Source organism: Falsiroseomonas selenitidurans, assembly GCF_012103215.1.
Classification (GTDB): Bacteria; Pseudomonadota; Alphaproteobacteria; order Acetobacterales; family Acetobacteraceae; genus Falsiroseomonas; species Falsiroseomonas selenitidurans.
Window position 1 is genome coordinate 42,758 of sequence record NZ_JAAVNE010000030.1, and the last position, 25,174, is coordinate 67,931.

Genomic DNA, 25,174 nt, shown 5'->3' on the forward strand with positions numbered 1-25,174 from the left:
CGGAGCCTGCGCCCGCCCAAGGCGGGCGAGCGGCCGGATGGCCGCCGCGCCAGGTGGCGCGCAGCCGGGCCGGCCCATGCCGGCGCCGGCGATCGAGGCGGTGATCGACCACGAACACCAGGATCTGGCATTCTGCCTGGCGCACCAAGGTCCGCGCCGGGTAGAACCGGCTGCTACCGCAGCAGCCGGCCGATCTTGTCCACCAGCGCAGCCGCCGTGTAGGGCTTGCCCAGGAAGTTCACGCCCTCGTCCAGCCGGCCCTGGTGGATGATGGCGTTGCGGGTGTAGCCGGTGGTGAACAGCACCGGCAGCTTCGGCCGCCGCGCCAGCGCCGCCGCCGCCAGCTCCCGCCCGTTCATCGGCCCGGCCAGCACCACGTCGGTGAACAGCAGCGCGATCTCGGGATGCGCGTCCAGCAGCGCCAGCCCGGCCGGGCCGTCGCCGGCGGCGATCGGACGGCAGCCGGCTTCCTCCAGCGCCGTCACGGCGAAGTCGCGCACCATGGCGTCGTCCTCCACCACCAGCACCACCACGCCGGGCCTGGCGTCCACGACCAGCGGCTGCGGCCGCGGCGGCGGCGGCGCCTTCACATCGCCCTCGCGCAGTCGCGGCAGGTACAGCTTCACGCTGCTGCCCTGGCCCGGCTCGCTGTAGATCGCCGCGTGGCCGCCGGACTGGCGGGCGAAGCCGTAGACCTGGCTGAGGCCGAGCCCGGTGCCGCGGCCGACCGGCTTGGTGGTGAAGAAGGGCTCGAAGGCGCGGGCCAGCACGTCCGCGGTCATGCCCGTGCCGGTGTCGGAGACGCAGACCGAGACATACTGGCCCGGCGCCACATCCTCCCGCCCCGACACATAGGGCTCGTCCAGATGGGCGTTCGCCGTCTCGATCGTCAGCTTGCCGCCGCCCGGCATGGCGTCCCGCGCATTCACCGCCAGGTTCAGCAGCGAGGATTCCAGCTGGTTCGGGTCCACATGCGCGCGCCACAGCCCGCCGGCCAGCACCGTCTCGATCTCGATATCCTCGCCCAGCGTGCGGCGCAGCAGGTCCGACATGCCGGCCACCAGGCGGTTCGCATCCACTGCCTCCGGCGCCAGGGGTTGCTGGCGGGAGAAGGCGAGCAGGCGCTGCGTCAGCGTCGCCGCACGGTTGGCGCCCTCCATCGCGTTGTCGATGCCACGGCGGATGCGTTCCAGCGCGCCGTCGCCCTTCTCCCTCGGCGCCGTGCCCTCCAGCTCCGCCACGCGGCGCCGGGTCAGGGCGAGATTGCCGATGACGACGGTCAGCAGGTTGTTGAAATCATGCGCCACGCCGCCGGTCAGCCGGCCCACCGCCTCCATCTTCTGCGACTGGCGCAGCTGCGCCTCCGCCCTTTCGCGCCCGGTGGCGGCAGCGATCAGCCGGGCATTGGTCTCGGCCAGGTCGCGCGTGCGCTCCCCCACCCTGACCTCCAGCGCGTCGTTCAGCCGGCGCAGCTCCTCCTCCCGCCGTCGGATGGTGGCGGCGGCGTCCACCAGCGCGGCGCTGATGCCGGCCACCTCCCGGATCGGGCTGGCTACCGGCGCCACCGCTTCCCCCCGCCCCAGCGCCGCGGCCTGCGCGGCCAGGCGGCGCAGCGGGCTGGCGATGCGCTGGCCCAGCAGCAGCGCCAGCCCCACGGATATGGCGGCCAGCAGCACCCCCGCGACGCCCAGCAGCAGCAGGCTGCGGCGCAGCGGCTGGTTCAGGGTGCGCAGCGGCACGCCCACCGCGATGCGCCAATCCGAGAGGGTGGAGCGGGCATAGGCGCCGAACACCGGCGCGCCATCCGCCGTGGTGCCGCGCCAGCTGCCCAGATGCCCGGTGGTGTTGGCGCGCAGATCCCGGGTGGCCAGGGTGCCGACGAAATCCGCATGGCGATTGTTGCGCGCCAGGATGATCCCGGCCCGGTCGATCACCGCGATGGTCCAGCCCTCCGGTGCCTGGCGGTCCTCCACCACCTGGCGGATGCGCGTGACCGGCGCGCTGAGGCTGAGGAACAGCGGCCCGTCCGGAGCGGCCACCGGGACCTCCACCGCGAAGCGCGGCCCGGCGGGAGCGCGGCCGGGCAGCAGGTTGCTGACCAAAGCGCGGTCCGGCCCGCCATCCGGCATCGGCTGGTCGGCCGGGCCATCCGCCAGCGGCAGGCCGGGGGCCAGGCTGTCGCTGAGGATCGGGCGGCCGGCGGCGTCGCGCAGCAGGGTGCTCATCCCCAGCCGGTCCTGCATCTCCACCGCCAGGGCGTGGAAGCCGTCCAGGTCGCCGGTGCGGAGCTGCGGCGACAGCGCCAGCAGGTTCAGCGTCGCGGTCAGCCCGGTGAGCTCCCGGTCCACCGCCAGGGCGACGGCCTGGGCGGTGTCCAGCGCCGCCGTCTCGAGCCCGTCGCGCTGCGCTTCCGTGTAGCGCCAGGCCAGGCCGGCGACGAAGACCAGGATGGGCAGGGCCAGGGCGACGGCAAACAGCGCAAGCTGGCGCCGCACGGGCTGGCCACCGGTGGCGGGCGGGTCCGGCACGGGGGGGCGCGGCGCGGCGCTGTCCAACAAGGGCGCTCCGGTTTGCAGGGCAGTGGCGTGCGGGCAGGCACGGGGCGCCGGGAAGCTTCCGAGCTTGGCACCCGCCCGCTCCCCATGCCCCGCGCGGGACCGAACGGCAAGGGGGTAGGGCGCCGGCGCCCCGGCGAGCGGATGATCCGGGCCGCGCGCGCCGCGCCCGGCCGTGCCATGCTCCGCCGACACAATGCGGAGGCTGCCTTGGACACGCTGATCCTCGAACCGGGCTGGATCTGGGACGCGCGCGACGGCCTGCGCGGCGGCCAGCATGTGGTCGTGCAGGGCGGGCGCATCGCCGATGTCGTGGCGGAGCGCCCGACGCTGGAGGCCGAGCGGATCGTCCTGCCCGACGGCCTGCTGCTGCCGGGCTTCGTCAACCTGCACAACCACGCCTTCAGCGCGCCGCTGTTCCGCGGCCTGGCGGACGACATCGCGGCGGGGGAGCTGCCCGGCGACATCGTCTATTCCCTGCTGATGCCGCTGGGCGACATCGCGGCGGAGGTGCTGGACGAGGCGGCCATCGGCGACGTGGCGGAGATGGCGCTGCTGGAGACGATGAAGGGCGGCTCCACCACCATCATGGATGTGTGGCGGCTGCAGCAGGCGCCCTTCATCGAACGCGGGCGCGGGCTGGGGCTGCGCACCTATTCCTGCCCCTACCTGTTCTCCACGCCGAAGATGGACATGACGCCGGATGGCCGCCCGGTGACGGCGCCGGAGGCCGCCGATACCGGCTTCGACCGGGTGATGGCGCTGTTCGCGGCAAATGATGAAGGCCCGCGCGGCCGCACCCGCGTGGGCTTCGGCCCGCATGGGCTGGATACCTGCACGCCCGAATTGCTTGTCCGCCTTCGCGACACGGTGGACGCGATCGGCTGCCCGCTGACCATCCATGCGGCGCAGAGCCAGGTGGAGATCGACATCGTGCGTGCCCACTACGGCAAGTCGCCCATCGAGCACATCCGCGACCTCGGCCTGCTGCGGCCGGGTACGGTGCTGGCGCATTGCGTGCTGGCCACGGATGCGGAGCTGGCGATGATCCGCGACCATGGCGCGGCGGTGGCCTCCTGCCCCTATGCCTTTTCCCGCTTCGGCGTGGCGGTGCCCTTCGCGCGCTTCCTCGATGCCGGCATCAACCTCGGCGTCGGCACGGATGGCGTGGGGCTCGACATGGTGGCGGAGCTGCGGGCGGCGGCCCTGCTGGCCAAGGTGCAGGCCGGACGGGGCGGCATCGCGGGCGGCGAGGCGATGCTGCGGGCGGCGACGGCCGGCGGCGCCGCGGCGATCGGCCGCGACGACCTCGGCACGCTGGCGGTGGGTGCCACGGCGGACCTGCTGCTGTTCGACCTGTCGGGCGCCCGCTACCAGCCGGTGTGGAACCCGCTGCAGGCGCTGCTGACCAATGGCGTGGCGGCGGACCTGCACACCATGCTGGTGGACGGCCGGATGCTGATCCGCGACCGCGCCGTCCAGGGCGTGGACGAGGCCGCCATCACCCGCCGCGGCGCCGCCGCCATCCGCCGCGTCTGGGACGCGGCCGCCCGGCTGGGCCGCCTGCCCGCCGGCATCGCCGCCCGGCGGGCCGAGCAGGCTGCGTTCGCTTGAACGCCTATTGCTCTGGCGTGTCCGCCCCGGCAGCGCTCTCCCCCATGCTGCATGGGGGAGAGGGTTGGGGGAGGGGGAACAGGCTCCCGGTCAGACGATCTTGCGGTCCGCCGGCAGGAAGCGGTCGGTATAGGTGAAATCCATCGCCGGGCGGACCGGGATGTTGAAGGCCTCCGCCACCTGGCGGGCGGAGGTCTCGAAGCGCTCCTTCACCACGGAGGAAACGCCATTGGTCCGCACATGCGGTGTCAGCAGCGCCACCTGGTTGATCAGCTCGTTGCGTGCGATTTCCACGGCCACGTCGATCAGCGGCTCGCGCTGCTTCAGGGATGCCATGGCGGCGGCGGGGTCGGCCAGCATGGTGCGCAGGCCGCGGAGGGTGGCCTGGATGAAGCCGCGCACCACCGCCGGGTTCTGCTCGGCGAAGGCCTTCCGCACCACCAGGCCGGAGGAATAGAGCTGCACGCCCCACTGGTTGTATTGCAGCCAGCCGATGTCGTTCAGCGGAATGCCGGTGCCCACCATGTTCAGCGCCGTGGTGGTCAGGAAGCCGAGCGTCGCATCGGCGCGGCGCTGGATCACCATGGTATCGCGCAGCTGCGCCGTCACCGACAGCAGGTTGATCTTCGACACGTCCAGGTCATTGGCGCGGGCGAAGATCGGGAACAGCAGATGCGTGCCCTCGCCCGGGGAGACGGAGACGGTCCGCCCCTCCAGGTCCTTCGGCTTGGTGATGCCCGACCGCTTCAGGAAGATCGCCGCATTGGGCGAGGCATCGTAGAGCACGAAGACGGAGGTGACCTGGCTGTTCGGGTTCTCGTGGTTGAATTTCAGCGCCAGGTTGGTGTCGGCGAAGCCGATGTCGTAGGTGCCGGCCGCCACCTTGGTCAGCGTGTCGCCGGAGCCGAAGCCGCGGTCGATCTGCACCTCCAGCCCGGCTTCCGCGAAGTAGCCGCGGTCGGCCGCGAGCGTCCAGGCGGAATGGGCGGATTGCCACGCCCAGTCCAGGCAGAACTTCACCGGCCTGCGCGCCCCCTGCGCCACGGCGGGCGTGGCGAGTGTGGGCAGCAACAGGGCAGATGTCAGGACATTCCGCCGGGTCGTTGATCGCATCTTGGGCAGCCTCCGTCTGATTGCGCGCTATCCAGCGGTCTCAGCAAGCGGCGTGCCGGATCCGGCCGGCAGCCTGCGCCCTGCCGTTCCGTCTGGACACCGGCGGCGGGGCGCGTGATCCTGCCAGGATCGGCAAAGGACAGGACAAATGCGAGCGATGCGAATTTTCGGATGGCTGCTTGCCGCGATCGGCGCACTTCTCGCGCCCGCCCTGCAACCCGCCATGGCGCAGCCCTGGCAGCCCACCCGCCCCGTCGAGATCATCGTGCCCTTCACCCCCGGCTCCCTGGCCGACCGCAACATGCGCACCGTGGCGCCGCTGCTGGCGGCGGAGCTTGGCGTGCCCGTGGCGGTGCAGAACATCCCCGGCGCCAATGGCTACAACCGCCTGTTCCGCGCGGCGCCGGACGGCCAGACCATCGGCTATGGCGACCCGGTGGCGCAGATGGCGCTGGCCCTGGTGCAGCCGCAGCCCTTCGACGTGATGCGCTTCACCTGGCTCGGCCATTTCTCGGCCGGGGTGCAGACCATGGTGGCCTCCGCCCGTGGCCGGGTGGCGAGCCTGGAGGCGCTGCGCGGCATGCGCCAGCCCGTGCGCTGCGGCACCTTCGGCGGCATCTCCACCGGCGCCGCGCAATGCGCGCTGCTGGGCGCGCAGTTCGGCTTCCCCGTGGCCTTCGTCTCGGTGCAGGGGCCGCCCGAGCTGGTGCTGGCGGCGGTGCGCGGCGACGTGGACATCGCCTCGCTCGGCCCGACGCTCTGGCGCGACCATATCGCCGCCGGCGCGGTGCGCCCGCTGCTGTCCTGGTCCGGCCAGCGCGACCCGCGCCTGCCGGAACTGCCGGCGCTGACCGATATCGGCCTGGTCAGCCTGGCGGATGTCACCGTCATCCGCGGTGTCGCCGCCCCGCCCGGCCTGCCGGCGCCGATCCGCGACCGGCTGCTGGCGGCGCTGAACGCGGCGATGGACAAGCCGGAATGGCAGGCCTTCGTCACCCAGGCGCGGCTGGAGCGGGACTGGACCTTCTCGGCCGGCTATCCGGAAAGCCTGGCCCGCGCCAAGGCGCTGCTGGAGCAGAACGCCGCGACGCTGCGCGGCGCCTTCTGATGCTGGCGCCGCTGCTGCTGCCGGGCTGGCGTGCCCGCATCGGCGTGATCAGCCCAACGGTGCTGGAACGCATCCCGCTGGATTTCCAGCGCATCGCACCGGAAGGCGCGATGCTGTGCGGCATCACCACGGGGATGTCGGGCTGGGCGGGCAACCAGTATGGCCAGGCGCTGGCGCAGCTGCGCGAGTCGGTGCGCTACCTGGCGGCGCGCCGGGTGGACTACATCCTGCATGTCGCCTCCCCCATCGTGGTGGCGCAGGGGCCGGGGCATGACCGCGTGCTGCTGGCGCAGATGGCGGAGGAAGCCGGCGGCATTCCCTGCGGCACCAGCATCCGCGCGGCGCTCGATGCCTTCGCCCTGCTGGGGGCGAAGCGCATCCTGGCCGTGACCCCCTTCCACGAGACCCTGAACGGCCAGATGCGCGTCTTCGTGGAGGCCGAGGGCCACAGCTTCTCCCGCATCGCCAGCGTGCCGGCGGCGTTCGACTTCCTGCAGGACATCGCCCCGGATGCGCTGTTCCGCGCGGCGCTGGCGGCGGCGGCCGAGGATCCGGAATTCGATGCCATCTGGCTGCCCTCCGGCCAGGTGCCGGCGGTGGAGGTGGTGCGGCCGTTGGAGGCGCGGCTGGGTCGGCCGGTTGTGGCACAGAACCACGCCGATTTCCTGGCCGCCTTCCGGGCGCTGGGCCTCGGCGGCGTGGCGCGCGGGCATGGCATGCTGCTGGACCGGTTCGCCGCCTGATGGACAACCTGCTGGCCGCGCTGGCCGAGGGCCTGGCCCAGGCCACGGCTTTCGACGCGCTGCTGTTCATGCTGTTCGGCACCGTGGTCGGCTATGTCTTCGGCATCCTGCCCGGGCTGCAATCCATCACCGCCATGTCGGTGTTCCTGCCGCTGACCTATTGGTGGACGCCGGCGCAGGCGATGTATTTCTTTGCCGGTATCATCGGCGCCGCCGGCAATGGCGGCGCGGTGACGGCCATCGTGCTGAACATCCCCGGTACGGCGCAGAACGCGGCGACGACGCTGGAAGGCTACCCGATGACGCGCGCCGGCCGCGCGGTCTTCGCGCTGAACCTCTCCGCCGCCGCCAGCTGGCTGGGCGCGGTGTTCGGCGTGGTGGTGCTGCTGGCGATGGTGCCGGTCTTCCTGCCCTTCCTGCTCTCCTTCGGCCCGGCCGAGACCTTCTGGGTGGCGGTGTTCGGGCTGGTGACCATGGTGCTGGCGGTGGCCGGCTCGCCGGCCAAGGGGTTGGTCTCCATCGCCATCGGCGTCGTCCTCGCCATCATCGGGATGGGCGGGCCGCGCCTGCCGGTGCCGCGCTTCACCTTCGGCAGCACCTACCTGCTGGACGGGCTGGAGATCGTGGTGGTCATCATCGGCTTCCTCGTCGTCTCCGAATGCGTGCTGCAGGTGGCCGGCGTCTGGGCGCATGGGCGCGACAGCGGCCGGGCGCGGAATGCGGTGGGGCACCTGGCGGGGGATTGGAAGCGCCAGGCGATCGATGGCTGGAAGGCGCCGTTCCGCCATTGGGGGATCTTCCTGCGCTCCTCCGCGCTGGGCACCGCGGTCGGCGCGCTGCCGGGCGTGGGCGGCACCGTGGCGCAGTTCCTGTCCTACAACCTGGCCGTCGCCACCACCAAGGATGCCGGGCAGATCGGCAAGGGGGCGGAGGACGCGCTGGTGGCGACGGAGGCCGCGACGAATTCCAAGGAAGGCGGTGCGCTGTTCCCGACGCTGCTGTTCGGCATCCCTGGCAATGCGGAGATGGCGCTGGTGCTGGCCGCCTGGCAGATCCATGGGCTGGAGCCGGGGCCGAGCTTCCTGACCACGCATGGGGCGCTGGCCTGGGCGCTGGTGTTCGGGCTGCTGTTCTCCAACCTGCTGGCCAGCCTGGGCACGGCCCTGGCCAGCCCCTGGCTGGCCCGGCTGCCGGGCTTCGACATGGGCATCCTGGCGCCGGCGGTGCTGGTGGCGTCGCTGATGTCGGCCTTCACCGTGCGGTCCAACGTGCTGGACCTCGGCCTGCTGGCGGCGCTGGGCGTCTTCGGCGCCTTCCTGCGGCTGTACGGCTATTCCGTGATCGGCGTGGTCATCGGCTTCGTGCTGGGCGACGTGATCGAGCGCAGCTTCTACACCGCGCTGCAAAGCTCGCTCGGCGACTACGGCGTCTTCGTCGCCAGCCCGGTGGGCGCGGGGCTGGCGGTGCTGACCGGGCTGGCGGTGGTGTTCTGCGCGGTGAAGGTGGCACGCGGCCGGCGCGACGCGGCGGAGGCGGCGGGGTTTTCCACCGGCGCGCTGGTCTTCGCCGCGCTGCTGCTGGCGGGGTGCCTGGCGCTGCTGGCCCAGGCCATGGCGCCGGGCTGGCGCGGCGGCACGGTGGCGCCCGCGGTGCTCGGCCTGGCCGCGGCGCTGCTGGCCCTGCTGCTGGGGCAGGGGATCGCCGCGCAGCGGAAGGGGCCGGTGCCCGAGGCGGCGGCCACGCTGAAGCTGGCGGCGCTGCTGGGCGCGGCGCTGCTGATGGCGCTGTGGGCGGGCTTCGTCATCGGCATGGCCGGCTTCCTGCTCGCCTTCTGGATGGGGGTGCAACGCCGCCCGCCAGCCCGCGCGCTGCTGCTGGCCGCGATCTTCGCCATCGCCCTGCCGATCGGCTTCACCTGGCTGGTGGACAGCGCGCTGTGGCGCGGCGTGGTGGCGCCGGTCCTGCCCGGGATCCTGGGTGGGGAGGTGCTGCCGGGCCTATAGCGGGGCCAGCGGCGGCAGCGTCGTCGTGGTGCCGCCATGGGTGGCGGTCCAGCCGGACATGTCGATGACGAACATCCGCGGCGGCTCCACGAGCCTGTGCGTGGCGCTCGGCCCGTCCAGCGTCCATTCCACATAGCCCGGGCGGGGGAAGCGGCGCAGCCGCCCCTGCCAGCGCCGCACATCCACCATGGCGGTCGGCGGCGCCCAGACGATCGCCATGCCGCGATGCCGCATGCGCCGGTACACATGCAGGTGGCCGCAGGCGATCACCTTCACCCCGCCCGCCGCGCAGGCATCGAGGAAGGCGCCGCGCGCCCGGTGCGGCATGACGGAGGTGGAGGGCCCCGCATCCGTCACGTCGCGGTCGAAGGGCGGCATGTGCACGAAGACCATCACCGGCCGGCCCTGCCGCCCCGCCAGCGTTTCGGCCAGGAAGGCCGCCTGCGCCGCCTCCTCCGCCAGGCCGCTGCCCATCAGCGCGGTATCGAGCCCGACCAGCCGCCAATCGCCGAGATCCTGCGACCACCAATGCGGTCCGACATGCCGGCGCCAGGCGGCCAGCCGCGCCGCATTCACCGGCTGGTCGAGCCGGGAGAAATCCGGGGCCTCCCCCACATCATGGTTGCCGGCGATGGCGCGCCAAGCCACGCCCAGCCGGGCCAGTTCCGCCGCACCGAAGGCAAGGTCGCCCTCCGCCGCCGGGCCGTTGAAGGAGAGGTCGCCGCCATGCACCAGCAGGTCGGGCGGCGCGGCCGCCATGGCGTCCCGGAAGGCGGCCCAATTGGCCGCGAAATAGCCATGCGTGTCGGAGAGATGCGTGTCCGAGACGTGAACCAGTCGAATCGCTGCCATGGGTATCGGGTCCTGCGGGCGGCGCAATCTGCGTCGCACTGGTGACAGGCGCGGGTCAGTGCCGTGATGCTTCGATGGAGACAGGGCGTTTGCCACCGGGCCAAGGCGCCGCGCGCCGCGTGGCGCCCCGGCACCATCCATCCCATGGACCTGCGCCCGGACAATCGGCGCTTCCCCTGAAGACCCGGTCGCGGCTTCTTGCCTGGACAGCCGGGGCTTGCGGATGAGACTTCGGTCGGGCCACGGCCCCTCGTCTCAACCCCGGCGTCAGGGAATCGCGTGGCATGCAAAGAAATGAAGCGGAGATCCGCATCTCCATCCTCCGCTTCATCATGATCTTCGGCGTGGTGGTGTTGCATGTGCCCCCGCATGTGCCGATCGCGGAAATCGGGCCGGGCGCCTTCGACCAGCTGAAGGCCTTTTTCCAGAGCGCGGTGTTCCGCTGTTCCGTCCCGGTGCTGACGGTGATCTCCGGCTACCTGCTGTTCCGCGCGGGGCTGGACCGGCGGTACGGGGCGCTGTTGCGGAAGAAGCTGAAGACACTGGTGGTGCCCTTCCTGGCCTTCAACCTGCCGCTGGTGGCGCTGGCCTTCCTGCTGCAGTCGGGCGGGGATTTCGCCATTTCCTACCAGCTGGTGCCCCTCGATGCCGCCACCATGCTGGATGCGGCCTTCGCCTTCAGCGCCGCGCCGCTGAACTTCCCGCTGTATTTCCTGCGCGACCTGATGGTGCTGGCGCTGGCGGCGCCGCTGCTGGGCTGGTGCCTCCGCCATGCCGCGCTGCCGGGGCTGGCGGCGGCCCTTCTCATCATGCTGTACGACCTGGGCGGGCCGCTGCTGCTGCGGACGGAGATGCTGGTGGCCTTCTATGTCGGCGGCATGGCGGCGCTGCGGGGGTGGAACCTGCATGCGCTGGACCGCTTCGCCTGGCCGGCGCTGCTGGCCTTCCTGCTGGCCGCCGCGGCGATGGTCGCCGGAAGGGTGGAGAACACCACCTGGCTCGGCCTGGCCGCGCCCTTCCTGGTCTGGCCCGCGGCCAGCCTGCTGGACGGCACACGGACGGGCCGCTGGCTGGCGGGGATGGGCCGCTACAGCTTCTTCATCTTCCTGGCGCACAGCGTGGTGCTGCTGGTGGCCTGGATGGCCTGGCGGCACCTGGCCGGCGGGCTGCCCTATCCGCTGTTCTGGGCGGTGGCGCCTTTCGCCACGGTGGCGCTGCTGGTGGCGCTGCACCGCCTGGCCAGCCGCCACCTGGGCGACCCCTTCCACCGGCTGCTGGGCGCGCGCGGCCCGGCGCCCCGCGCGGTGGCGGGCTAGGGCCGTTTCACCGCAAGCGAAGACGGTGAAACGGCTCCAGCTTATCGTTTCGACGCATTTTTCGAGTGGCCTTGCGAAGCCGCAAGGCTTGAAGGTGCTCCAGAAGAACGCGGTTTGCCCTGGCTCAGACCCCCACGCGCTCGGCCGCGCCGCGCAGGAAACCGCCGAGCGCGCGGTGGAATACCGGCTCGTCCAGCAGGAAGGCGTCGTGGCCCTTGTCGGTGGCGATCTCCACGAAGGAGGTATTGGCCGCCGCCGCGTTCAGGGCCCGCACCAGGGCGCGGGATTCCTCGGTGGGGAACAGCCAGTCGCTGCTGAAGCTGGCCACCAGGAAGCGGGTACTGGTGCCGCGGAAGGCGTTCGCCACCTCCCCGCCATGCTCCGCCGCCAGGTCGAAATAATCCATGGCGCGGGTGATGGTCAGGTAGGAATTGGCGTCGAAGCGGCGGACGAAGGTGCTGCCCTGATGGCGCAGGTAGCTTTCCACCTCGAACACATCCTCGAGGAAGGTCAGCGCGCTGGCGCCGCGCAGGCGGCGGCCGAACTTGCGGCCCAACGCGGCCTCGGAGAGGTAGGTGATGTGCGCCACCATGCGCGCCACCGACAGGCCCTTGGCCGGGATGCGGCCATCCTGCCAGTAGCGGCCGCCGACCCAGTCCGGGTCGCCATGGATGGCGGCGCGGCCGACCTCGTGGAAGGCGATGTTCTGCGCCGAATGGTAGGCGGCGCAGGCGATGGGGGCGGCCGCCACCACCATCTCCGGATAGGTCGCCGCCCATTCCAGCACCTGCATCCCGCCCATCGAGCCGCCGACCACCGCCAGCAGGCGCCCGATGCCCAGATGCTCCACCAGCAGCTTCTGCGCCCGCACCATGTCGCGAATGGTGATGGAGGGAAAATCCGTGGCCCAGGGCCGGCTGCCATCCGGCATGGGCTCCGCCGGGCCGGAGGAGCCCATGCAGCCGCCGAGGACATTGGCGCAGATCACGAAGAAACGGTCCGTGTCCACCGGGCGGCCCGGGCCGACCACGGCTTCCCACCAGCCGGGCTTGCCGGTGACGGGGTGGGGCTCGGCCACATACTGGTCGCCGGTCAGCGCGTGGCACACCACGATGGCATTGCTGCGCTGGGCGTTCAGCCGGCCATAGGTGCGGTAGGCCACCGCGAGCGGCGCGATCACCGCCCCGGAATCCAACGCGAGCCCTTCCGGGAAGCGGGCGCGCTGGTGATCGATCGTGCGGGCGAGGGCCTCGGTCATGGGTCCCATGGCGGGTTGCGCGGCGCCAGCAATAGGGCCGGCGCCCCCCTTCGGCAACCGGGGCGTGTGGCTGGTCCGGTCATCCGGCTCCGGCTGCCTGCCCCATGGCTGCGTGGCCCCTGGCTGCTTGGCGGCACCGCCGCACCCGTCTATGCAACCCGCCCCACCCCAGCCAGCGGACCCATCCCGATGACCGTCATGCCGCGCCCGTCCATCCTTTCGGTGGAGCCCTATGTCGGCGGCGAATCGAAGGTGCCGGGGGTGAACCGCATCTTCAAGCTGTCCTCCAACGAGGGCGCCTTCGGCCCGCCGCCCGGCGCCATCGCCGCCATCGCGGCCGGGGCGAAGGAGGCGCATCGCTACCCGGATGGCGGCGCCACGGCGCTGCGCGAGGCGATCGGCGCGCGCTTCGGCCTGGACCCGGCGCGGATCGTCTGCGGCAACGGCTCGGACGAGCTGCTGGCCATGCTGATCCTGGCCTATGGCGGGGAGGGGACGGAGCTGGTGATGTCCGCCCATGGCTTCATGATGTACGAGCTGACCGGCCGCTGGGCCGGCTGCCAGGTCATCAAGGTACCGGAGCGGAACCTGACCGCGGATGTGGACGGGCTGCTGGCGGCTGTCGGCCCGCGCACCCGGCTGATGTTCCTGGCCAACCCGAACAACCCCACCGGCAGCATCCTGCCGCAGGCGGAGGTGGACCGGCTGCGCCGCGACCTGCGGGAGGACGTGCTGCTGGTGCTGGATTCCGCCTATGCGGAATACGTCACCCGGCCGGATTACGACCCCGGCCAGCGCCTGGTGGACGCCACGCCGAACACGGTGATGACGCGCACCTTCAGCAAGATCTTCGGCCTGGGCGGCATGCGGCTGGGCTGGGCCTATGCGCCGGCGCCGATCGTCGATGTGCTGGGCCGGGTGCGCGGGCCATTCAATGTGAATGCCTCGGCCATGGCCGCCGGCATCGCCGCCCTGGCGGAGCCGGGCTGGATCGAGGCCTCCGTCGCCCACAACACCGCATGGCGCGGCAAGGTGGCGGCGGCGCTGGAAGCCGCCGGGCTGAAGGTGTGGCCGAGCGAGGGCAATTTTCTTCTCGTCGACTTCGGCGCGGCGGACCGGGCGAAGGCGGCCGATGCGCATCTGCGCGGCCGCGGGCTGATCGTGCGCGCCATGGGCGGCTATGGCCTGCCCGCCTGCCTGCGCATCACCATCGGCACCGCCGAGGAATGCCAGATGGTGATCGAGGCGCTGACCGCGTTCGCCCGCAATGGCTGAGCCGCTTTTCGGCCGGCTCTGCCTGCTGGGCGTGGGCCTGATCGGGTCCTCCATCGCCCGCATCGCCCGCCAGCGCGGCGACATCGCCGGCACCGTGGTGGCGCACGCCAAGACGCCCTCCACCCTGGAACGGGTGCGGGAGCTCGACATCGCCGATGTGGTGGAGGCGGATGCGGCGAGGGCGGTCGAAGGCGCGGATTGCGTGGTGTTCTGCGTGCCGGTGGGCGCCAATGCGGCGGTGATGGCGCAGGTCGCGCCGCATCTGAAGCCGGGCGCCATCGTCACCGATGTCGGCTCCACGAAGATGAGCGTGGTGCGCGACCTCGGCCCGCTGCTGCCGAAGGGGGTGCACCTGGTGCCGGGCCATCCCATGGCCGGCACCGAATTCTCCGGCCCCGATGCCGGGTTCCCGGAGCTGTTCCAGGGCCGCTACACCATCCTGACCCCGCTGCCCGGGACCGACCCCGCGGCGGTGGAGGCGGTGCGGGAGCTGTGGCGCCGCTGCGGCAGCATGATCGAGACGATGGACCCGGCGACGCATGACAAGGTGGTGGCCATCGTCAGCCACCTGCCGCATCTGCTGGCCTTCACCATCTGCTCCACCGCCGACGACCTGGCGGAGGAGACGAAGGAGGCGGTGCTGAAATTCGCCGCCTCCGGCTTCCGCGACTTCACCCGCATCGCCGCCAGCGACCCGACCATGTGGCGCGACGTCTTCCTGAACAACCGGGAGGCGCTGCTGGAGATGCTGGCCCGCTTCACCGAGGACGCCCAGGCGCTCGGCCGCGCCGTGCGCTGGGGCGAGGCCGGCTTCATCGAGGACCGCATCCAGCGTGGCCGGAAGATCCGCAAGGGGCTGATCGAGCGCAAGCAGGCGTAGCATCGGGCAAGGGATCGCCGGATACCCTTTGGGCCATGTCCGATCGGCTTGACCACACCGACTTCCTGGGCCGGTCGCGCCAGCAGGCCGACCGCCTGCGGCGCCTCGCGGCCAGGGAGCGGGTGGACGACCTTGATTGGCACCATCTGATCGAGGCGCTGGGCCGCAGCGAGCCGAAGTCGGTCCGGTGCTGTTGCGCAACGCCATCCAGCACGCCCTGAACGGGGTCGGCTGGCCCGATGCGGACAGCGTGCCGCACTGGATGCAGGCATGTGCCGCCCTCCCGGCGGATGCACGGGACCGCATCGAGCCGGGCATGGCGCAATACCTGGACTTCCGCGCCATCCACGCCGACGCGCTGGCATCGGTGCAGGGGCTGGAGATGCCGGGCCAGGCGCGGGAGCTTCCGGAGGGCGCCGTGGTTGGCCTGGCCGAGCTGAAGGACGCCCGCTTTGGCGCCGCAGCCCTGGTGGCCCGGCTCCGGGAAGGCTGAGGCGCCTCGGAGGGTCCAGCGTGCCGGCGCCAGGCCACGCCTCACCGCCTGAGGACCAGCACCGCCGCCAGCCCCTGCAGCGCCAGCGTCGCCCACAGCGCCGCCTCGGCCGAGGCCGCTTCGCGGAACAGGCCGAAAAGCGCCGGGGCAAAGGCGTAGAAGGCCTGGTTGATCGCCTGCATCAGCGCCACCACCCGCCCGACCTCCGCCGCCGGGAACTCCGCCTGGGCGATCAGCGGCGGCAGGGAGAGCAGGTTGCCCACCCCCACGCCGAACAGCGCGCAGCCCAGCAGCAGCAGCGCCACCCCGCCATCAGCCGCGATCAGCGCGGCGGAGCCGGCCAGTTGCACCAGGAAGGTCGCCGCCGCCGCCCAGCGCCGGCGCCGCCCGCCCGGCAGCACCAGGCCGGTCAGGCTGCGGCCGAGCAGGGCGAAGACCGTCACCATCGCCATGGCCAGCCCCGCCCCCTGCACCCCCAGCGCCGGCACCAGCAGCGACACCAGATGCGTCACCAGCCCCATCTGCGCGAACAGGCCGATGGCGAAGGCCAGGCACAGGCTGCGGAAGCCGGCATCCCGCAGCAGCGCCGCGCGGCCGCGGGCCGGGGCCTCGGCACGGGAAGGCGGCGGCGCCGCGGCGCCATCGGCGAATTGCCCGAAGGTCTCCGGCCCCCGCCCCAGCCGCCCGGCCAGGGGCCAGACCACGGCCAGCAGCAGCGCCGCCACCACCAGCGTGGCGGTGCCGAAGCCCCAGCCGGCGATCAGCCAGGCCCAGAGCGGCGTCATCAGGATGCCGCCCATGCTGGCGCCGTTATAGGCCATGGCCAGCGCCGCCGGCCGCCGGCGCTCGAACCAGGGGGAGAGCATGGCATTGATCGCCGCCCCGCTGGTCAGCGCCCAGCCCATCCCGGTGAGGCTGGCGGCGCCAAAGGCCAGCCAGGGCTGATGGCCGAACCCCCAGGTGAGCAGCCCGGCGGCGGAAGCCAGCAGCCCGGCCCGCGTCACCCCCGCGATGCCCCAGCGCCGATGCCATTCCGGCAGTTGCGCCACCAGCGCGGCGGAGACCAGGAAATGCCAGGTGATGGCGGCAGACAGCAGCGCCACCGGCCAGCCGCGGCCGGCGGCCAGGGTCGCGATGTAGATTCCCGGGCCGTAGAAGCCGATTCCCCAGGCGAAGACCGCCAGCAGGAAGGCCGCCCCCACCACCCGCCAGCCATGGAATTCCGCCGTCATGGGCGCGATCCTGGCCCGGCGCGGCCGGCCTGGGAACAGGCCCGCGCCCGTCACGGACGGCGGAGATGTGTTGCCGCAACGCAATACGCATGCTAAGGCGCCGCCGCCGCATAAAGGGGGCGGTCACCTCTGCCCCCCGGACCCGCGTGCCGTAAGTTCACGCTCCGACCAGAGACAGGACCGGGATCCCCTTGGCCTCCGTAGCGAACGATGTGACCTCGGCCTCACCCCAGGCCCCGAACCCCACCGGGCTGTCGGAGCGCTATGCGCTCGCGCTGCTCGGCATCGTCGATGACCTGCGTGCGGCCGAATCCGGCGCCGCGGACCGCATCGCCGCCGATCTGGAGCGCCTGTTCCGGCTCTGGCGCGAGGATGCGGGGTTCCGCGCCTTCGTCGCCGATCCGAGGCTGGATGGCGCGGAGCAGAAGCGCGCCGTCTTTGCGGTGCTGGAGCGCATCGGCATCGGCACGGAAGTGCGCAACCTGCTGGGCGTGATGATCATCAACCGCCGCCTGGGCCTGCTGCCGGAAGTGGCCGCCGCCTTCGGCGCGCAGCTGGCGACCCGGCGCGGCCAGCAGATCGCCGCCGTCACCACCGCCCACGGCCTGAACGACACGCAGCGCACGCAGATCGTCGCGCGGCTGACCGAGGCCGGCTATTCCGGCGTGCAGTTGAAGGAGACCGTGGACCCCACCCTGCTGGGTGGCCTGGTCGTCCGCATCGGCTCGCGCCTGTATGACAATTCTCTCAAGTCCAAGCTGCAGCGCCTGCAGTACGCCATGAAGGGGGCCGCCTGATGGAGATCCGTCCTGCCGAAATCTCGGAGATCCTCAAGCAGCAGATCTCCGGTTTCGACGCTGAAGCCAATGTCGCCGAAGTCGGCACCGTCCTGACCGTCGGCGACGGCATCGCGCGCGTCTTCGGGCTGCAGAACGTCATGGCTGGCGAGCTGGTGGAGTTCCCCTCCGCCGGCATCAAGGGCATGGCGCTGAACCTCGAGACCGACAATGTCGGCGTCGTGATCTTCGGCGATGACCGCCGGGTGAAGGAAGGCGACACCGTCTCCCGCACCGGGGAGATCGTGGACGTCGGCGTCGGCAAGGGCTTCCTCGGCCGCGTCGTCGACGCGCTGGGTAACCCGATCGACGGCAAGGGCCCGATCGCCATCGAGAAGCGCATGCGCGTCGAGGTGAAGGCCCCCGGCATCATCCCGCGCAAGTCGGTGCATGAGCCGATGCAGACCGGCATCAAGGCGATCGACGCCCTGATCCCGATCGGCCGTGGCCAGCGCGAGCTGATCATCGGCGACCGCCAGACCGGCAAGACCGCGGTGATCCTGGACACCATCATCAACCAGAAGACGGTGAACGACACCGCTGGTGCTGATGAGTCCAAGAAGCTTTACTGCATCTACGTCGCCATCGGCCAGAAGCGCTCCACCGTGGCGCAGCTGGTGAAGACGCTGGAAGAAAACGGCGCTCTGGAATACTCCATCATCGTTGCCGCCACGGCTTCCGACCCGGCGCCGATGCAGTTCCTGGCGCCCTACACCGGCTGCACCCTGGGCGAGTATTTCCGCGACAACGCCATGCACGCGGTCATCTTCTACGATGACCTCTCCAAGCAGGCCGTCGCCTATCGCCAGATGTCGCTGCTGCTGCGCCGGCCGCCGGGCCGCGAAGCCTATCCGGGCGACGTGTTCTATCTGCACAGCCGCCTGCTGGAGCGCGCGGCGAAGATGAACGACGATTTCGGCGCCGGCTCCCTGACCGCGCTGCCGGTCATCGAGACGCAGGCCGGCGACGTCTCCGCCTATATCCCGACCAATGTGATCTCGATCACGGACGGGCAGATCTTCCTGGAGACGGAACTGTTCTTCAAGGGCATCCGCCCCGCCGTGAACGTCGGCCTCAGCGTCTCCCGCGTGGGTTCCTCCGCGCAGATCAAGGCGATGAAGCAGGTGGCCGGCAAGATCAAGCTGGACCTGGCGCAGTACCGCGAGATGGCGGCCTTCGCGCAGTTCGCCTCCGACCTCGATGCCACCACACAGGCCCTGCTGGCCCGTGGCGCGCGGCTGACGGAGCTGCTGAAGCAGCCGCAGTACAAGCCGGTGCCGGTCGAGGAGCAGGTTGTCGCGATCTTCGCCGGCACCCGCGGCTATCTCGACAAGATCGAGCTGAACAAGGTCGGCGAGTTCGAGCGGCAGCTGCTGTCAGGCCTGAAGGCGCAGGCGCCTGAGATCATGATGGCGATCCGCACCGACCGCGAGATCAAGAAGGAGACGGAGGCCAAGCTCGTCGCCTTCCTCGACAGCTTCGCCAAGTCCTTCGGCTGAGCTGACGCGCGATGGCCAGCCTCAAGGCGCTGCGGGCACGGATCACTTCCGTGAAGAGCACCCGCAAGATCACCCAGGCCATGAAGATGGTCGCGGCGGCGAAGCTGCGCCGCGCCCAGAACCAGGCCGAGGCCGCGCGTCCCTATGCGGAGCGCATGGAGCGCATGCTGGCTTCGCTCGGCGCCTCCGTCGCCGGCAGCCCGGATGCGCCGAAGCTGCTGGTGGGCAGCGGGCAGGACAAGGTGCATCTGCTGGTGGTCGTCACCGGCGACCGTGGCCTGGCCGGCGCCTTCAACACCAATGTCGGCCGCCTTGCCCGCGCCCGGATCCGGGAGCTGGAAGCCGCCGGCAAGACCGTGAAGGTGCTGGCGGTGGGCCGCAAGGGCGCCGCCTTCCTGAAGCGCGAATTCGCCAGCCGCATCAGCGGCGAGATCTCGCTGGCCGGCAAGAAGCGCGTCGAATTCGGCGATGCGCAGGAGATCGCGGCGCGCATCACCGCCATGCTGGATGCCGGCGAGTTCGATGTCTGCACGCTGGTCTACAACCGTTTCCGCAGCGTCATCAGCCAGGTGCCCTCCGCCCAGCAGCTGATCCCGACGCTGCTGCCTGAGACCGGCGCGGTGGCCCCTTCCGGGGCGCAGGCGCTGTATGAATACGAGCCGAGCGAGGAGGAAATCCTCGCCACGCTGCTGCCGCAGAACTTGGCGATTCAGGTCTACCGCGCCATGCTGGAAAACGCCGCCGGCTTCTTCGGCAGCCAGATGACCGCGATGGACAACGCCACGCGCAATGCCGGCGAGATGATCAACAAGCTCACGCTGAACTACAACCGCACGCGACAGGCCAACATCACCCGGGAGCTGATCGAGATCATCTCCGGTGCCGAAGCCGTCTGATTAGGGACAAGCACCCATGAAGAACAACGTCGGCAAGGTTTCGCAGGTGCTGGGCGCCGTCGTGGACGTGCAGTTCCCGGCGGAACTGCCCGAAATCATGAACGCGCTGACCGTGAAGATCGACGACCGGACGCTGGTGCTGGAAGTGGCGCAGCACCTGGGCGAGCGCACCGTGCGCACCATCGCGATGGACACGACGGACGGCCTGGTGCGTGGGGCCGAGGTGGTGGACACCGGCGCCGGCATCTCGGTGCCCGTCGGGCCGGAGACGCTGGGCCGCATCCTGAACGTGATCGGCGAGCCGATCGACGAGCGCGGCCCGGTGGGCGCGCAGAAATCCTACACCATCCACCGCGCCGCGCCGGCCTTCGAGGAACAGGCGACCTCCGCCGAGATCCTGGTGACGGGCATCAAGGTGGTGGACCTGCTGGCCCCCTATCTGAAGGGCGGCAAGATCGGCCTGTTCGGCGGCGCCGGCGTCGGCAAGACCGTGACCATCCAGGAACTGATCAACAACATCGCCAAGGGCCATGGCGGCGTGTCGGTCTTCGCCGGGGTGGGCGAGCGCACGCGCGAGGGCAACGACCTGTATCACGAGATGATCGATGCGGGCGTGATCAAGCTGGGCGAGAACGGCTCCACCGAAGGCTCCAAGGTGGCGCTGGTCTATGGCCAGATGAACGAGCCGCCGGGCGCGCGCGCGCGCGTCGCGCTGTCCGGCCTCTCGATGGCGGAGTATTTCCGCGACGAGCAGGGCCAGGACGTGCTGTTCTTCATCGACAACATCTTCCGCTTCACCCAGGCCGGCGCCGAGGTGTCGGCGCTGCTCGGCCGCATCCCCTCCGCCGTGGGCTACCAGCCGACGCTGGCCACCGACATGGGCGCGCTGCAGGAACGCATCACCTCCACGAAGAAGGGCTCCATCACCTCGGTGCAGGCCATCTACGTGCCGGCGGACGACCTGACCGACCCGGCACCGGCCACCTCCTTCGCCCACCTCGACGCCACCACGGTGCTGAACCGATCCATCGCCGAGCTCGGCATCTTCCCGGCGGTGGACCCGCTGGACAGCACCTCCCGCGGGCTCGATCCGCGGATCGTGGGCGAGGAGCATTACCGGGTGGCGCGCGAAGTGCAGCGCATCCTGCAGACCTACAAGTCGCTGCAGGACATCATCGCCATCCTGGGCATGGATGAGCTGTCCGAGGAGGACAAGCTGATCGTGGCCCGCGCCCGCAAGCTGCAGCGCTTCCTCTCGCAGCCCTTCCATGTGGCCGAGGTCTTCACCGGCACGCCGGGTGTGTTCGTGAAGCTGGAGGACACGGTGCGTTCCTTCGGCGCGATCTGCGCCGGCGAGTACGACCACCTGCCGGAAGCCGCCTTCTACATGGTGGGCACCATCGAGGAAGCCGTGAAGAAGGCCGAGACGCTCAAGGCCGCCGCGTAAGCGGCAGCCGCGGGCGGCAGCTTCCTGCCCTCTGGCGACGGGCTGCATCCGCGGCCGCGGCCCGCGCCCTGCGGGCCGCCTTTGTTGGATTTGATGGGGTAGCACATGGCCACCTTCCAGTTCGAACTCGTCTCCCCCCAGAAGCTGCTGCTCAGCCGCGCGGTGGAGATGGCGGTGCTGCCTGCCGCCGAGGGTGAGATGGGCGTGCTGCCGGGCCACGCGCCGATGATCGTGGCGCTGCGCGGCGGCATCATCGCGGTGACCGAGGGCGGCCAAGTCACGGAACGTCTGTTCGTCGCCGGCGGCTTCGCCGAGGTGACGCCGGGGCGCTGCACGGTGCTGGCGGATGAGGCGACGCCCGTCGCCCAACTCTCCCGCGCCGCCGCCGAGACCCGGGTGCGGGACGCCGAGGCCGCCTACACTGCCGCCGCCATGGACACGCCCGAAAAGCGCGATGTCACCATGGCCCGCCTGCTGTCCGCCCGCGCCATGGTGCAGGCCGCCGAAGCCGCCTGACGCCGCGCAACCCTTTGTAGTGTCCCGCTTGAAACCGGGGCAGTGCCGCAGAACATTAACCGCGCTCGCGCGTTGCCCTAGGCGGCGTATGGGCGTCGGGGTCTGCTGCACCAGGGGAAGGGGGACCGGGACGCGGCGGCGGACCGGCATGATCAAGGATGAAACACTGGGGTATCGATCAGGTTGGCTGGGACGGCTTCGATCCCGCCCGCCTCGACCCGGACATTGTCCCGCTGGTCAAGGCGGCGGCGATGGTCGAGCGCAATGGCGACGACTACGCCCTCTATCTGCAGTCCGTCTTCCATGACGATCCCGACTTCCACCAGGCCGCCGCCCATTGGGCGGAGGAGGAGGTGCAGCACGGCGACGCGCTCGGCCGCTGGGCGATGCTGGCCGACCCGGCCTGGGATTTCGACGCGGCCTTTCGACGCTATCGCGAAGGCTTCAAGATCGACGTGAAGGCCGATGCCTCCATCCGCGGGTCCCGCACCGGAGAGCTGATCGCCCGCTGCATGGTGGAGACCGGGACCAGCAGCTACTACACGGCACTCGGCGAGGCGACCGAGGAGCCGGTGCTGAAGCAGGTCTGCCGGCTGATCGCGGCCGATGAGTACCGGCACTTCAAGCTGTTCTACGACCACATGAAGCGCTACCTGGCGCGGGAGAATCTCTCCTTCGCCAGGCGGCTGCGCGTCGCCGCCGGGCGCATCGGCGAAAGCGAGGATGACGAACTCGCCTTCGCCTTCCATTGCGGCAATGAGGCGGCGGGCATCCCCTACGACCATGATCGCTGCATCGCCGGCTACATGGGCCGCGCGATGCGCTACTATCGCTACCGGCACATCGAGCGGGGCATGGGCATGGTCTTCAAGTCGGTCGGGCTGGAACCCCGCGGACGGCTTGCCGCCCTGGCGGCGCGCGGCGCCTGGCGCCTGCTGAGCTGGCGCCGCAAGCGTTACGAAGCGCGGATCACCCGCAGCCCCCGCCCGGCGGCACAGCCCGCCCTGGCGGCCTGACCTTGCGCCTCACCCGCCGGGCGCTCGGCCCGCTGCTGCTGGCTGCCGGCACCGCCCGGGCGCAGAACAGCTTCACCCCCGCCTCCGCCCCCGATCGCCCGCTGGCCGAGATCGCCGCTGGCCGCGGCCTGACCTATGGCTGCGCGGTCACCGCGAAGCTGCTGGAGGAGGAACCGCAATTCGCCGCCCTGGTGGCGCAGGAAGCCGGCCTGCTGGTGCCGGAATACGAGGCCAAATTCGCCGCCCTGCAGCCGGAGGAAGGCCGCTTCGACACGGCACCGCTGGATGCGCTGCTGCGCTGGGCGGAGCATTTCCGCAAGCCGGTGCGCGGCCACGCGCTGGTCTGGCACGACGCGCTGCCGGGCTGGACCCGCGCCGCGCTGGCCGAGGGCCGAACGCGCGCCATGGGCGTGCTGGAGCGGCATTTCGACCATGTGCTGGCGCATACGCGCCTGCGCATCCGCGACTGGGACGTGGTGAACGAGCCGGTCGCCAACCCGCCCGGCTCCGATGTGCCGGAGCCCGCCGGCAACAGCGGCGACCTGCGGGACACGCCCTGGCTGCGGGCGCTGGGGCCGGACTACGTGGCCATCGCGCTGCGCGCCGCGCGCCAGCGCGACCCGACCCTGCGCCTGACCCTGAACGATTATGGCGTGGAGGCCGACACCCCGCCGGCCGAGGAGAAGCGGCAACGCCTGCTGCGCCTGCTGCGCGGGCTGCGGGCACGCAACGTGCCGCTGGATGCCGTCGGCATCCAGGGCCACCTGCAGATGCGCGAGCCCTTCCGGGCCGAGGTGTTCCGTGATTTTGTCCGCCAGATCCGCGCGCTGGACCTGCAGGTGCTGATCACGGAGCTGGATGTGCGGGAGGTGCGGCCGCCCTCCGGCGACTTCCCGGCGCGCGATTCGCAGGTGGCGCTGCGCGTGCACGCCTTCGCCTCCGCCGCCTTCGAGGGCGGGGCGCGCACCCTGCTGACCTGGGGCATCAGCGACCGCTGGTCCTGGCTGTACCGGGAGCAGGCCGTGGCGCTGGACCCCGGCGATGTGCATCGCGGCCTGCCCTATGATTGGGAACTGAACCGCAAGCAGATGTGGCGCGCCCTGGCGCGCGCCTATCTGGGCCAGGGCGTCGGGTAGGCCAGCCGGAGTTCAGCCGGCGTAGCGGGCGAAGGCGCGGGCCAGCTCGGCGTAGATGTCGCGCTTGAAGGACACCGCCAGGCCCGGCAGCTCCGCCAGCGCGGCCCAGCGCCAGGCGTCGAATTCCGGGTGCGGATCGGCGTCCAGGCGGATGTCGGCATCGGTGCCGGTGAAGCGCAGGGCAAACCATTTCTGCCGCTGGCCGCGGTATTTCTGCGCGATGCGCATGGCCTGCAGTTCCGGCGGAAAATCGTAGCTCAGCCAATCCGGGTGTTCCTCCAGGATCTCGGCGCGGGTGGTGCCGACCTCCTCCGCCAGTTCGCGCAGCACGGCGCGGCGCAGATCCTCGCCGGGGTCGACGCCGCCCTGGGGCAGCTGCCAGCCACCGGCCGCCCCTTCCGCATTGGGCATGTCGGCGCGGCGGGCGACCAGCACGCGGCCGGCCTGGTTGAACAGCACGGCGCCGACATTGGCGCGATAGGGCAACGGGCTCATGCCCGGCTTGTAGCGGCTCAGCGCGCCGCCTGCGAGCCGGGGCGGCGCAGCAGCACGCTGACCGGGGCCAGCACCACGCCGCGCTCCTCCAGCCCCGCGCTCCAGGCCAGGATGGCGGCGATGATGGAGGGCACGGGGTTGCCGGCCAGGCCGAGGGCGCTGTTGTTGCGCCGGGCCAGCGCCTCCAGCTCCGCCAGCCGGCGCTCCACCTCCAGCCGGGTTTCGGAGGGTTCGTCCAGGATCAGGTCGACGGTGCGGCCGAAGGCGCGGGCCGGGGTGGGGGCGCCGGGGCGCGGGTCGACATAGAGCAGGCCGCGCGTGGTCAGCGCCGCCTGGATGGTGCCGAGCAGGTCCGTGCTCTCCGCGAAGCGCTCCCCGCGCAGTCGGCCCAGCGCGCCGATCGCGCCCACCTGGCCCTGGATGCGGGACAGCACCCAGTCCAGCCGTTCCAGGTTTTCCTCCACCGGCAGGCCGGTCAGCAGGGCGCGGTCGCCGGGGTCCGCGTTCTGGCCGAAGCCGGCCGGTTCCAGCGGCAGCGCCACCAGGATTTCCATCCCCCGCGCGCGGGCGCGGTCAAGCAGCGGTTCCGGTCGCAGCGCATAGGGGCTGAAGGCGAGGCTGACGGCGCCGGGCAGGCGGCGGATCGCATCCTCCGAATGCTGGGCGAACAGGCCCATATTGCCGACGACGATGCCGATGCGCGGCCGCCTTTCACCATCCCGGTCGAAGGGGCGGGCATAGGCGCGGATCGAGGTGCGGCCATCCGGCCCCACGCGCGGCACCATGCCATGCCGTCCGCGCTCCAGCAGCGCCGGGTCCGGCGCCGCGATCTGCGGCGCCGCGGCCGCGGCGCGCGGCGCACCGGCGGGGTCGAGCGGCGGCGGCGCGGGG

At 71.4% G+C, this 25,174-nt stretch carries 23 protein-coding genes; 16 read left to right on the top strand and 7 right to left on the bottom strand.

The annotated features are described in order from the left end of the window. Positions 1-173: 173 nt before the first annotated feature. Complete coding sequence (locus HEQ75_RS17635; RefSeq protein ID WP_209318627.1) at positions 174-2,555, bottom strand: ATP-binding protein; 2,382 nt, start codon at positions 2,553-2,555, stop codon at positions 174-176. Positions 2,556-2,735: 180 nt separating this feature from the next. Between HEQ75_RS17635 and HEQ75_RS17640 the strand changes: the two genes are divergently transcribed. Beyond that, positions 2,736-4,169 (top strand): amidohydrolase family protein, encoded by a 1,434-nt coding sequence (locus HEQ75_RS17640; RefSeq protein ID WP_168033066.1) that lies wholly within the window; start codon positions 2,736-2,738, stop codon positions 4,167-4,169. Between the two features lie 90 nt (positions 4,170-4,259). On the opposite strand, the gene HEQ75_RS17645 is transcribed toward HEQ75_RS17640, so the two are convergent. Further along, positions 4,260-5,240 carry an ABC transporter substrate-binding protein gene (locus tag HEQ75_RS17645; RefSeq protein ID WP_168033068.1) on the bottom strand — a complete coding sequence of 327 codons (981 nt, stop codon included), beginning with the start codon at positions 5,238-5,240 and terminating at the stop codon, positions 4,260-4,262. 199 nt (positions 5,241-5,439) lie between these two features. Between HEQ75_RS17645 and HEQ75_RS17650 the strand changes: the two genes are divergently transcribed. Genes HEQ75_RS17650 through HEQ75_RS17660 form a run of 3 tightly spaced genes read left to right on the top strand, consistent with a single transcriptional unit; the run spans position 5,440 to position 9,136 of the window. Beyond that, positions 5,440-6,390 (top strand): tripartite tricarboxylate transporter substrate binding protein, encoded by a 951-nt coding sequence (locus HEQ75_RS17650; protein WP_168033070.1) that lies wholly within the window; start codon positions 5,440-5,442, stop codon positions 6,388-6,390. Further along, positions 6,390-7,133 carry an aspartate racemase/maleate isomerase family protein gene (locus HEQ75_RS17655; RefSeq protein ID WP_168033072.1) on the top strand — a complete coding sequence of 248 codons (744 nt, stop codon included), beginning with the start codon at positions 6,390-6,392 and terminating at the stop codon, positions 7,131-7,133. The genes HEQ75_RS17650 and HEQ75_RS17655 overlap by 1 nt, the downstream gene beginning before the upstream one ends. After that, entirely contained in the window at positions 7,133-9,136 is a 2,004-nt protein-coding gene (locus HEQ75_RS17660; protein WP_168033074.1) for a tripartite tricarboxylate transporter permease, read from the top strand. The genes HEQ75_RS17655 and HEQ75_RS17660 overlap by 1 nt, the downstream gene beginning before the upstream one ends. On the opposite strand, the gene HEQ75_RS17665 is transcribed toward HEQ75_RS17660, so the two are convergent. Continuing rightward, positions 9,131-9,988: a metallophosphoesterase family protein gene (locus HEQ75_RS17665; RefSeq protein ID WP_168033076.1), complete on the bottom strand. Its 858-nt coding sequence runs from the start codon at positions 9,986-9,988 to the stop codon at positions 9,131-9,133. The two genes, HEQ75_RS17660 and HEQ75_RS17665, sit on opposite strands and share 6 nt — an antisense overlap. A 284-nt stretch (positions 9,989-10,272) precedes the next feature. On the opposite strand from HEQ75_RS17665, the gene HEQ75_RS17670 reads away from it, so the two are divergent. Next, entirely contained in the window at positions 10,273-11,304 is a 1,032-nt protein-coding gene (locus HEQ75_RS17670) for an acyltransferase family protein (RefSeq protein ID WP_168033078.1), read from the top strand. Positions 11,305-11,428: 124 nt separating this feature from the next. On the opposite strand, the gene metX is transcribed toward HEQ75_RS17670, so the two are convergent. Further along, positions 11,429-12,562, bottom strand: a complete 1,134-nt coding sequence (gene metX / locus HEQ75_RS17675) for a homoserine O-acetyltransferase MetX (RefSeq protein ID WP_168033080.1) — start codon at positions 12,560-12,562, stop codon at positions 11,429-11,431. A gap of 189 nt (positions 12,563-12,751) precedes the next feature. Here metX and hisC point away from each other — a divergent pair, with 189 nt between their 5' ends. The 4 genes from hisC to HEQ75_RS17695 are packed head-to-tail and all read left to right on the top strand — an operon-like array spanning position 12,752 to position 15,210. Beyond that, positions 12,752-13,837: a histidinol-phosphate transaminase gene (gene hisC, locus HEQ75_RS17680; protein WP_168033082.1), complete on the top strand. Its 1,086-nt coding sequence runs from the start codon at positions 12,752-12,754 to the stop codon at positions 13,835-13,837. Continuing rightward, positions 13,830-14,717 carry a prephenate/arogenate dehydrogenase family protein gene (locus HEQ75_RS17685; RefSeq protein ID WP_168033084.1) on the top strand — a complete coding sequence of 296 codons (888 nt, stop codon included), beginning with the start codon at positions 13,830-13,832 and terminating at the stop codon, positions 14,715-14,717. The genes hisC and HEQ75_RS17685 overlap by 8 nt, the downstream gene beginning before the upstream one ends. A 35-nt stretch (positions 14,718-14,752) precedes the next feature. Then, complete coding sequence (locus tag HEQ75_RS17690; RefSeq protein WP_168033086.1) at positions 14,753-14,938, top strand: hypothetical protein; 186 nt, start codon at positions 14,753-14,755, stop codon at positions 14,936-14,938. Then, positions 14,905-15,210 carry a hypothetical protein gene (locus HEQ75_RS17695; protein ID WP_168033088.1) on the top strand — a complete coding sequence of 102 codons (306 nt, stop codon included), beginning with the start codon at positions 14,905-14,907 and terminating at the stop codon, positions 15,208-15,210. The genes HEQ75_RS17690 and HEQ75_RS17695 overlap by 34 nt, the downstream gene beginning before the upstream one ends. A 41-nt stretch (positions 15,211-15,251) precedes the next feature. Here the strand turns inward: HEQ75_RS17695 and HEQ75_RS17700 are convergent, their stop codons facing one another. Next, positions 15,252-16,442, bottom strand: a complete 1,191-nt coding sequence (locus HEQ75_RS17700) for an MFS transporter (protein WP_168033090.1) — start codon at positions 16,440-16,442, stop codon at positions 15,252-15,254. A 191-nt stretch (positions 16,443-16,633) separates the two neighbouring features. Here HEQ75_RS17700 and atpH point away from each other — a divergent pair, with 191 nt between their 5' ends. The 7 genes from atpH (at position 16,634) to HEQ75_RS17735 (ending at position 23,788) form a co-directional block, all read left to right on the top strand. After that, positions 16,634-17,239, top strand: a complete 606-nt coding sequence (gene atpH / locus HEQ75_RS17705) for an ATP synthase F1 subunit delta (RefSeq protein ID WP_209318628.1) — start codon at positions 16,634-16,636, stop codon at positions 17,237-17,239. Next, the gene (gene atpA, locus HEQ75_RS17710) at positions 17,239-18,777 is read left to right on the top strand and encodes a F0F1 ATP synthase subunit alpha (protein WP_168033092.1); all 1,539 of its coding nucleotides are present in this window, start codon (positions 17,239-17,241) and stop codon (positions 18,775-18,777) included. The genes atpH and atpA overlap by 1 nt, the downstream gene beginning before the upstream one ends. Positions 18,778-18,788: 11 nt before the next feature. Next, entirely contained in the window at positions 18,789-19,673 is an 885-nt protein-coding gene (locus HEQ75_RS17715; RefSeq protein WP_168033094.1) for a F0F1 ATP synthase subunit gamma, read from the top strand. 16 nt (positions 19,674-19,689) lie between these two features. Continuing rightward, positions 19,690-21,120: a F0F1 ATP synthase subunit beta gene (atpD, locus tag HEQ75_RS17720; RefSeq protein WP_168033096.1), complete on the top strand. Its 1,431-nt coding sequence runs from the start codon at positions 19,690-19,692 to the stop codon at positions 21,118-21,120. A gap of 105 nt (positions 21,121-21,225) precedes the next feature. Further along, on the top strand, positions 21,226-21,636 hold the full coding sequence (gene atpC, locus HEQ75_RS17725) for an ATP synthase F1 subunit epsilon (RefSeq protein ID WP_168033098.1): 411 nt from the start codon (positions 21,226-21,228) through the stop codon (positions 21,634-21,636). Between the two features lie 158 nt (positions 21,637-21,794). Continuing rightward, entirely contained in the window at positions 21,795-22,652 is an 858-nt protein-coding gene (locus HEQ75_RS17730; RefSeq protein ID WP_168033100.1) for a ferritin-like domain-containing protein, read from the top strand. A gap of 2 nt (positions 22,653-22,654) precedes the next feature. Continuing rightward, entirely contained in the window at positions 22,655-23,788 is a 1,134-nt protein-coding gene (locus HEQ75_RS17735; RefSeq protein ID WP_235961885.1) for an endo-1,4-beta-xylanase, read from the top strand. 12 nt (positions 23,789-23,800) lie between these two features. Here the strand turns inward: HEQ75_RS17735 and HEQ75_RS17740 are convergent, their stop codons facing one another. Together HEQ75_RS17740 and HEQ75_RS17745 are read right to left on the bottom strand one after the other, a co-directional pair. Next, positions 23,801-24,283: an RNA pyrophosphohydrolase gene (locus HEQ75_RS17740; RefSeq protein ID WP_168033102.1), complete on the bottom strand. Its 483-nt coding sequence runs from the start codon at positions 24,281-24,283 to the stop codon at positions 23,801-23,803. 17 nt (positions 24,284-24,300) lie between these two features. Further along, positions 24,301-25,174, bottom strand: an 874-nt coding sequence (locus tag HEQ75_RS17745) for a divergent polysaccharide deacetylase family protein (protein WP_168033104.1), incomplete at its 5' end; no start/stop codon positions are given.

Coding starts and splice junctions, on each gene's coding strand:
- hisC (WP_168033082.1), top strand. CDS start 12,752: ATGACCGTCATGCCGCGCCCGTCCATCCTTTCGGTGGAGCCCTATGTC.
- atpC (WP_168033098.1), top strand. CDS start 21,226: ATGGCCACCTTCCAGTTCGAACTCGTCTCCCCCCAGAAGCTGCTGCTC.
- HEQ75_RS17715 (WP_168033094.1), top strand. CDS start 18,789: ATGGCCAGCCTCAAGGCGCTGCGGGCACGGATCACTTCCGTGAAGAGC.
- HEQ75_RS17740 (WP_168033102.1), bottom strand. CDS start 24,283: ATGAGCCCGTTGCCCTATCGCGCCAATGTCGGCGCCGTGCTGTTCAAC.
- HEQ75_RS17670 (WP_168033078.1), top strand. CDS start 10,273: ATGCAAAGAAATGAAGCGGAGATCCGCATCTCCATCCTCCGCTTCATC.
- HEQ75_RS17700 (WP_168033090.1), bottom strand. CDS start 16,442: ATGACGGCGGAATTCCATGGCTGGCGGGTGGTGGGGGCGGCCTTCCTG.
- HEQ75_RS17650 (WP_168033070.1), top strand. CDS start 5,440: ATGCGAATTTTCGGATGGCTGCTTGCCGCGATCGGCGCACTTCTCGCG.
- HEQ75_RS17690 (WP_168033086.1), top strand. CDS start 14,753: ATGTCCGATCGGCTTGACCACACCGACTTCCTGGGCCGGTCGCGCCAG.
- atpD (WP_168033096.1), top strand. CDS start 19,690: ATGAAGAACAACGTCGGCAAGGTTTCGCAGGTGCTGGGCGCCGTCGTG.
- HEQ75_RS17655 (WP_168033072.1), top strand. CDS start 6,390: ATGCTGGCGCCGCTGCTGCTGCCGGGCTGGCGTGCCCGCATCGGCGTG.
- atpA (WP_168033092.1), top strand. CDS start 17,239: ATGGAGATCCGTCCTGCCGAAATCTCGGAGATCCTCAAGCAGCAGATC.
- HEQ75_RS17685 (WP_168033084.1), top strand. CDS start 13,830: ATGGCTGAGCCGCTTTTCGGCCGGCTCTGCCTGCTGGGCGTGGGCCTG.
- HEQ75_RS17730 (WP_168033100.1), top strand. CDS start 21,795: ATGAAACACTGGGGTATCGATCAGGTTGGCTGGGACGGCTTCGATCCC.
- HEQ75_RS17665 (WP_168033076.1), bottom strand. CDS start 9,988: ATGGCAGCGATTCGACTGGTTCACGTCTCGGACACGCATCTCTCCGAC.
- HEQ75_RS17640 (WP_168033066.1), top strand. CDS start 2,736: ATGCTCCGCCGACACAATGCGGAGGCTGCCTTGGACACGCTGATCCTC.
- HEQ75_RS17660 (WP_168033074.1), top strand. CDS start 7,133: ATGGACAACCTGCTGGCCGCGCTGGCCGAGGGCCTGGCCCAGGCCACG.
- metX (WP_168033080.1), bottom strand. CDS start 12,562: ATGACCGAGGCCCTCGCCCGCACGATCGATCACCAGCGCGCCCGCTTC.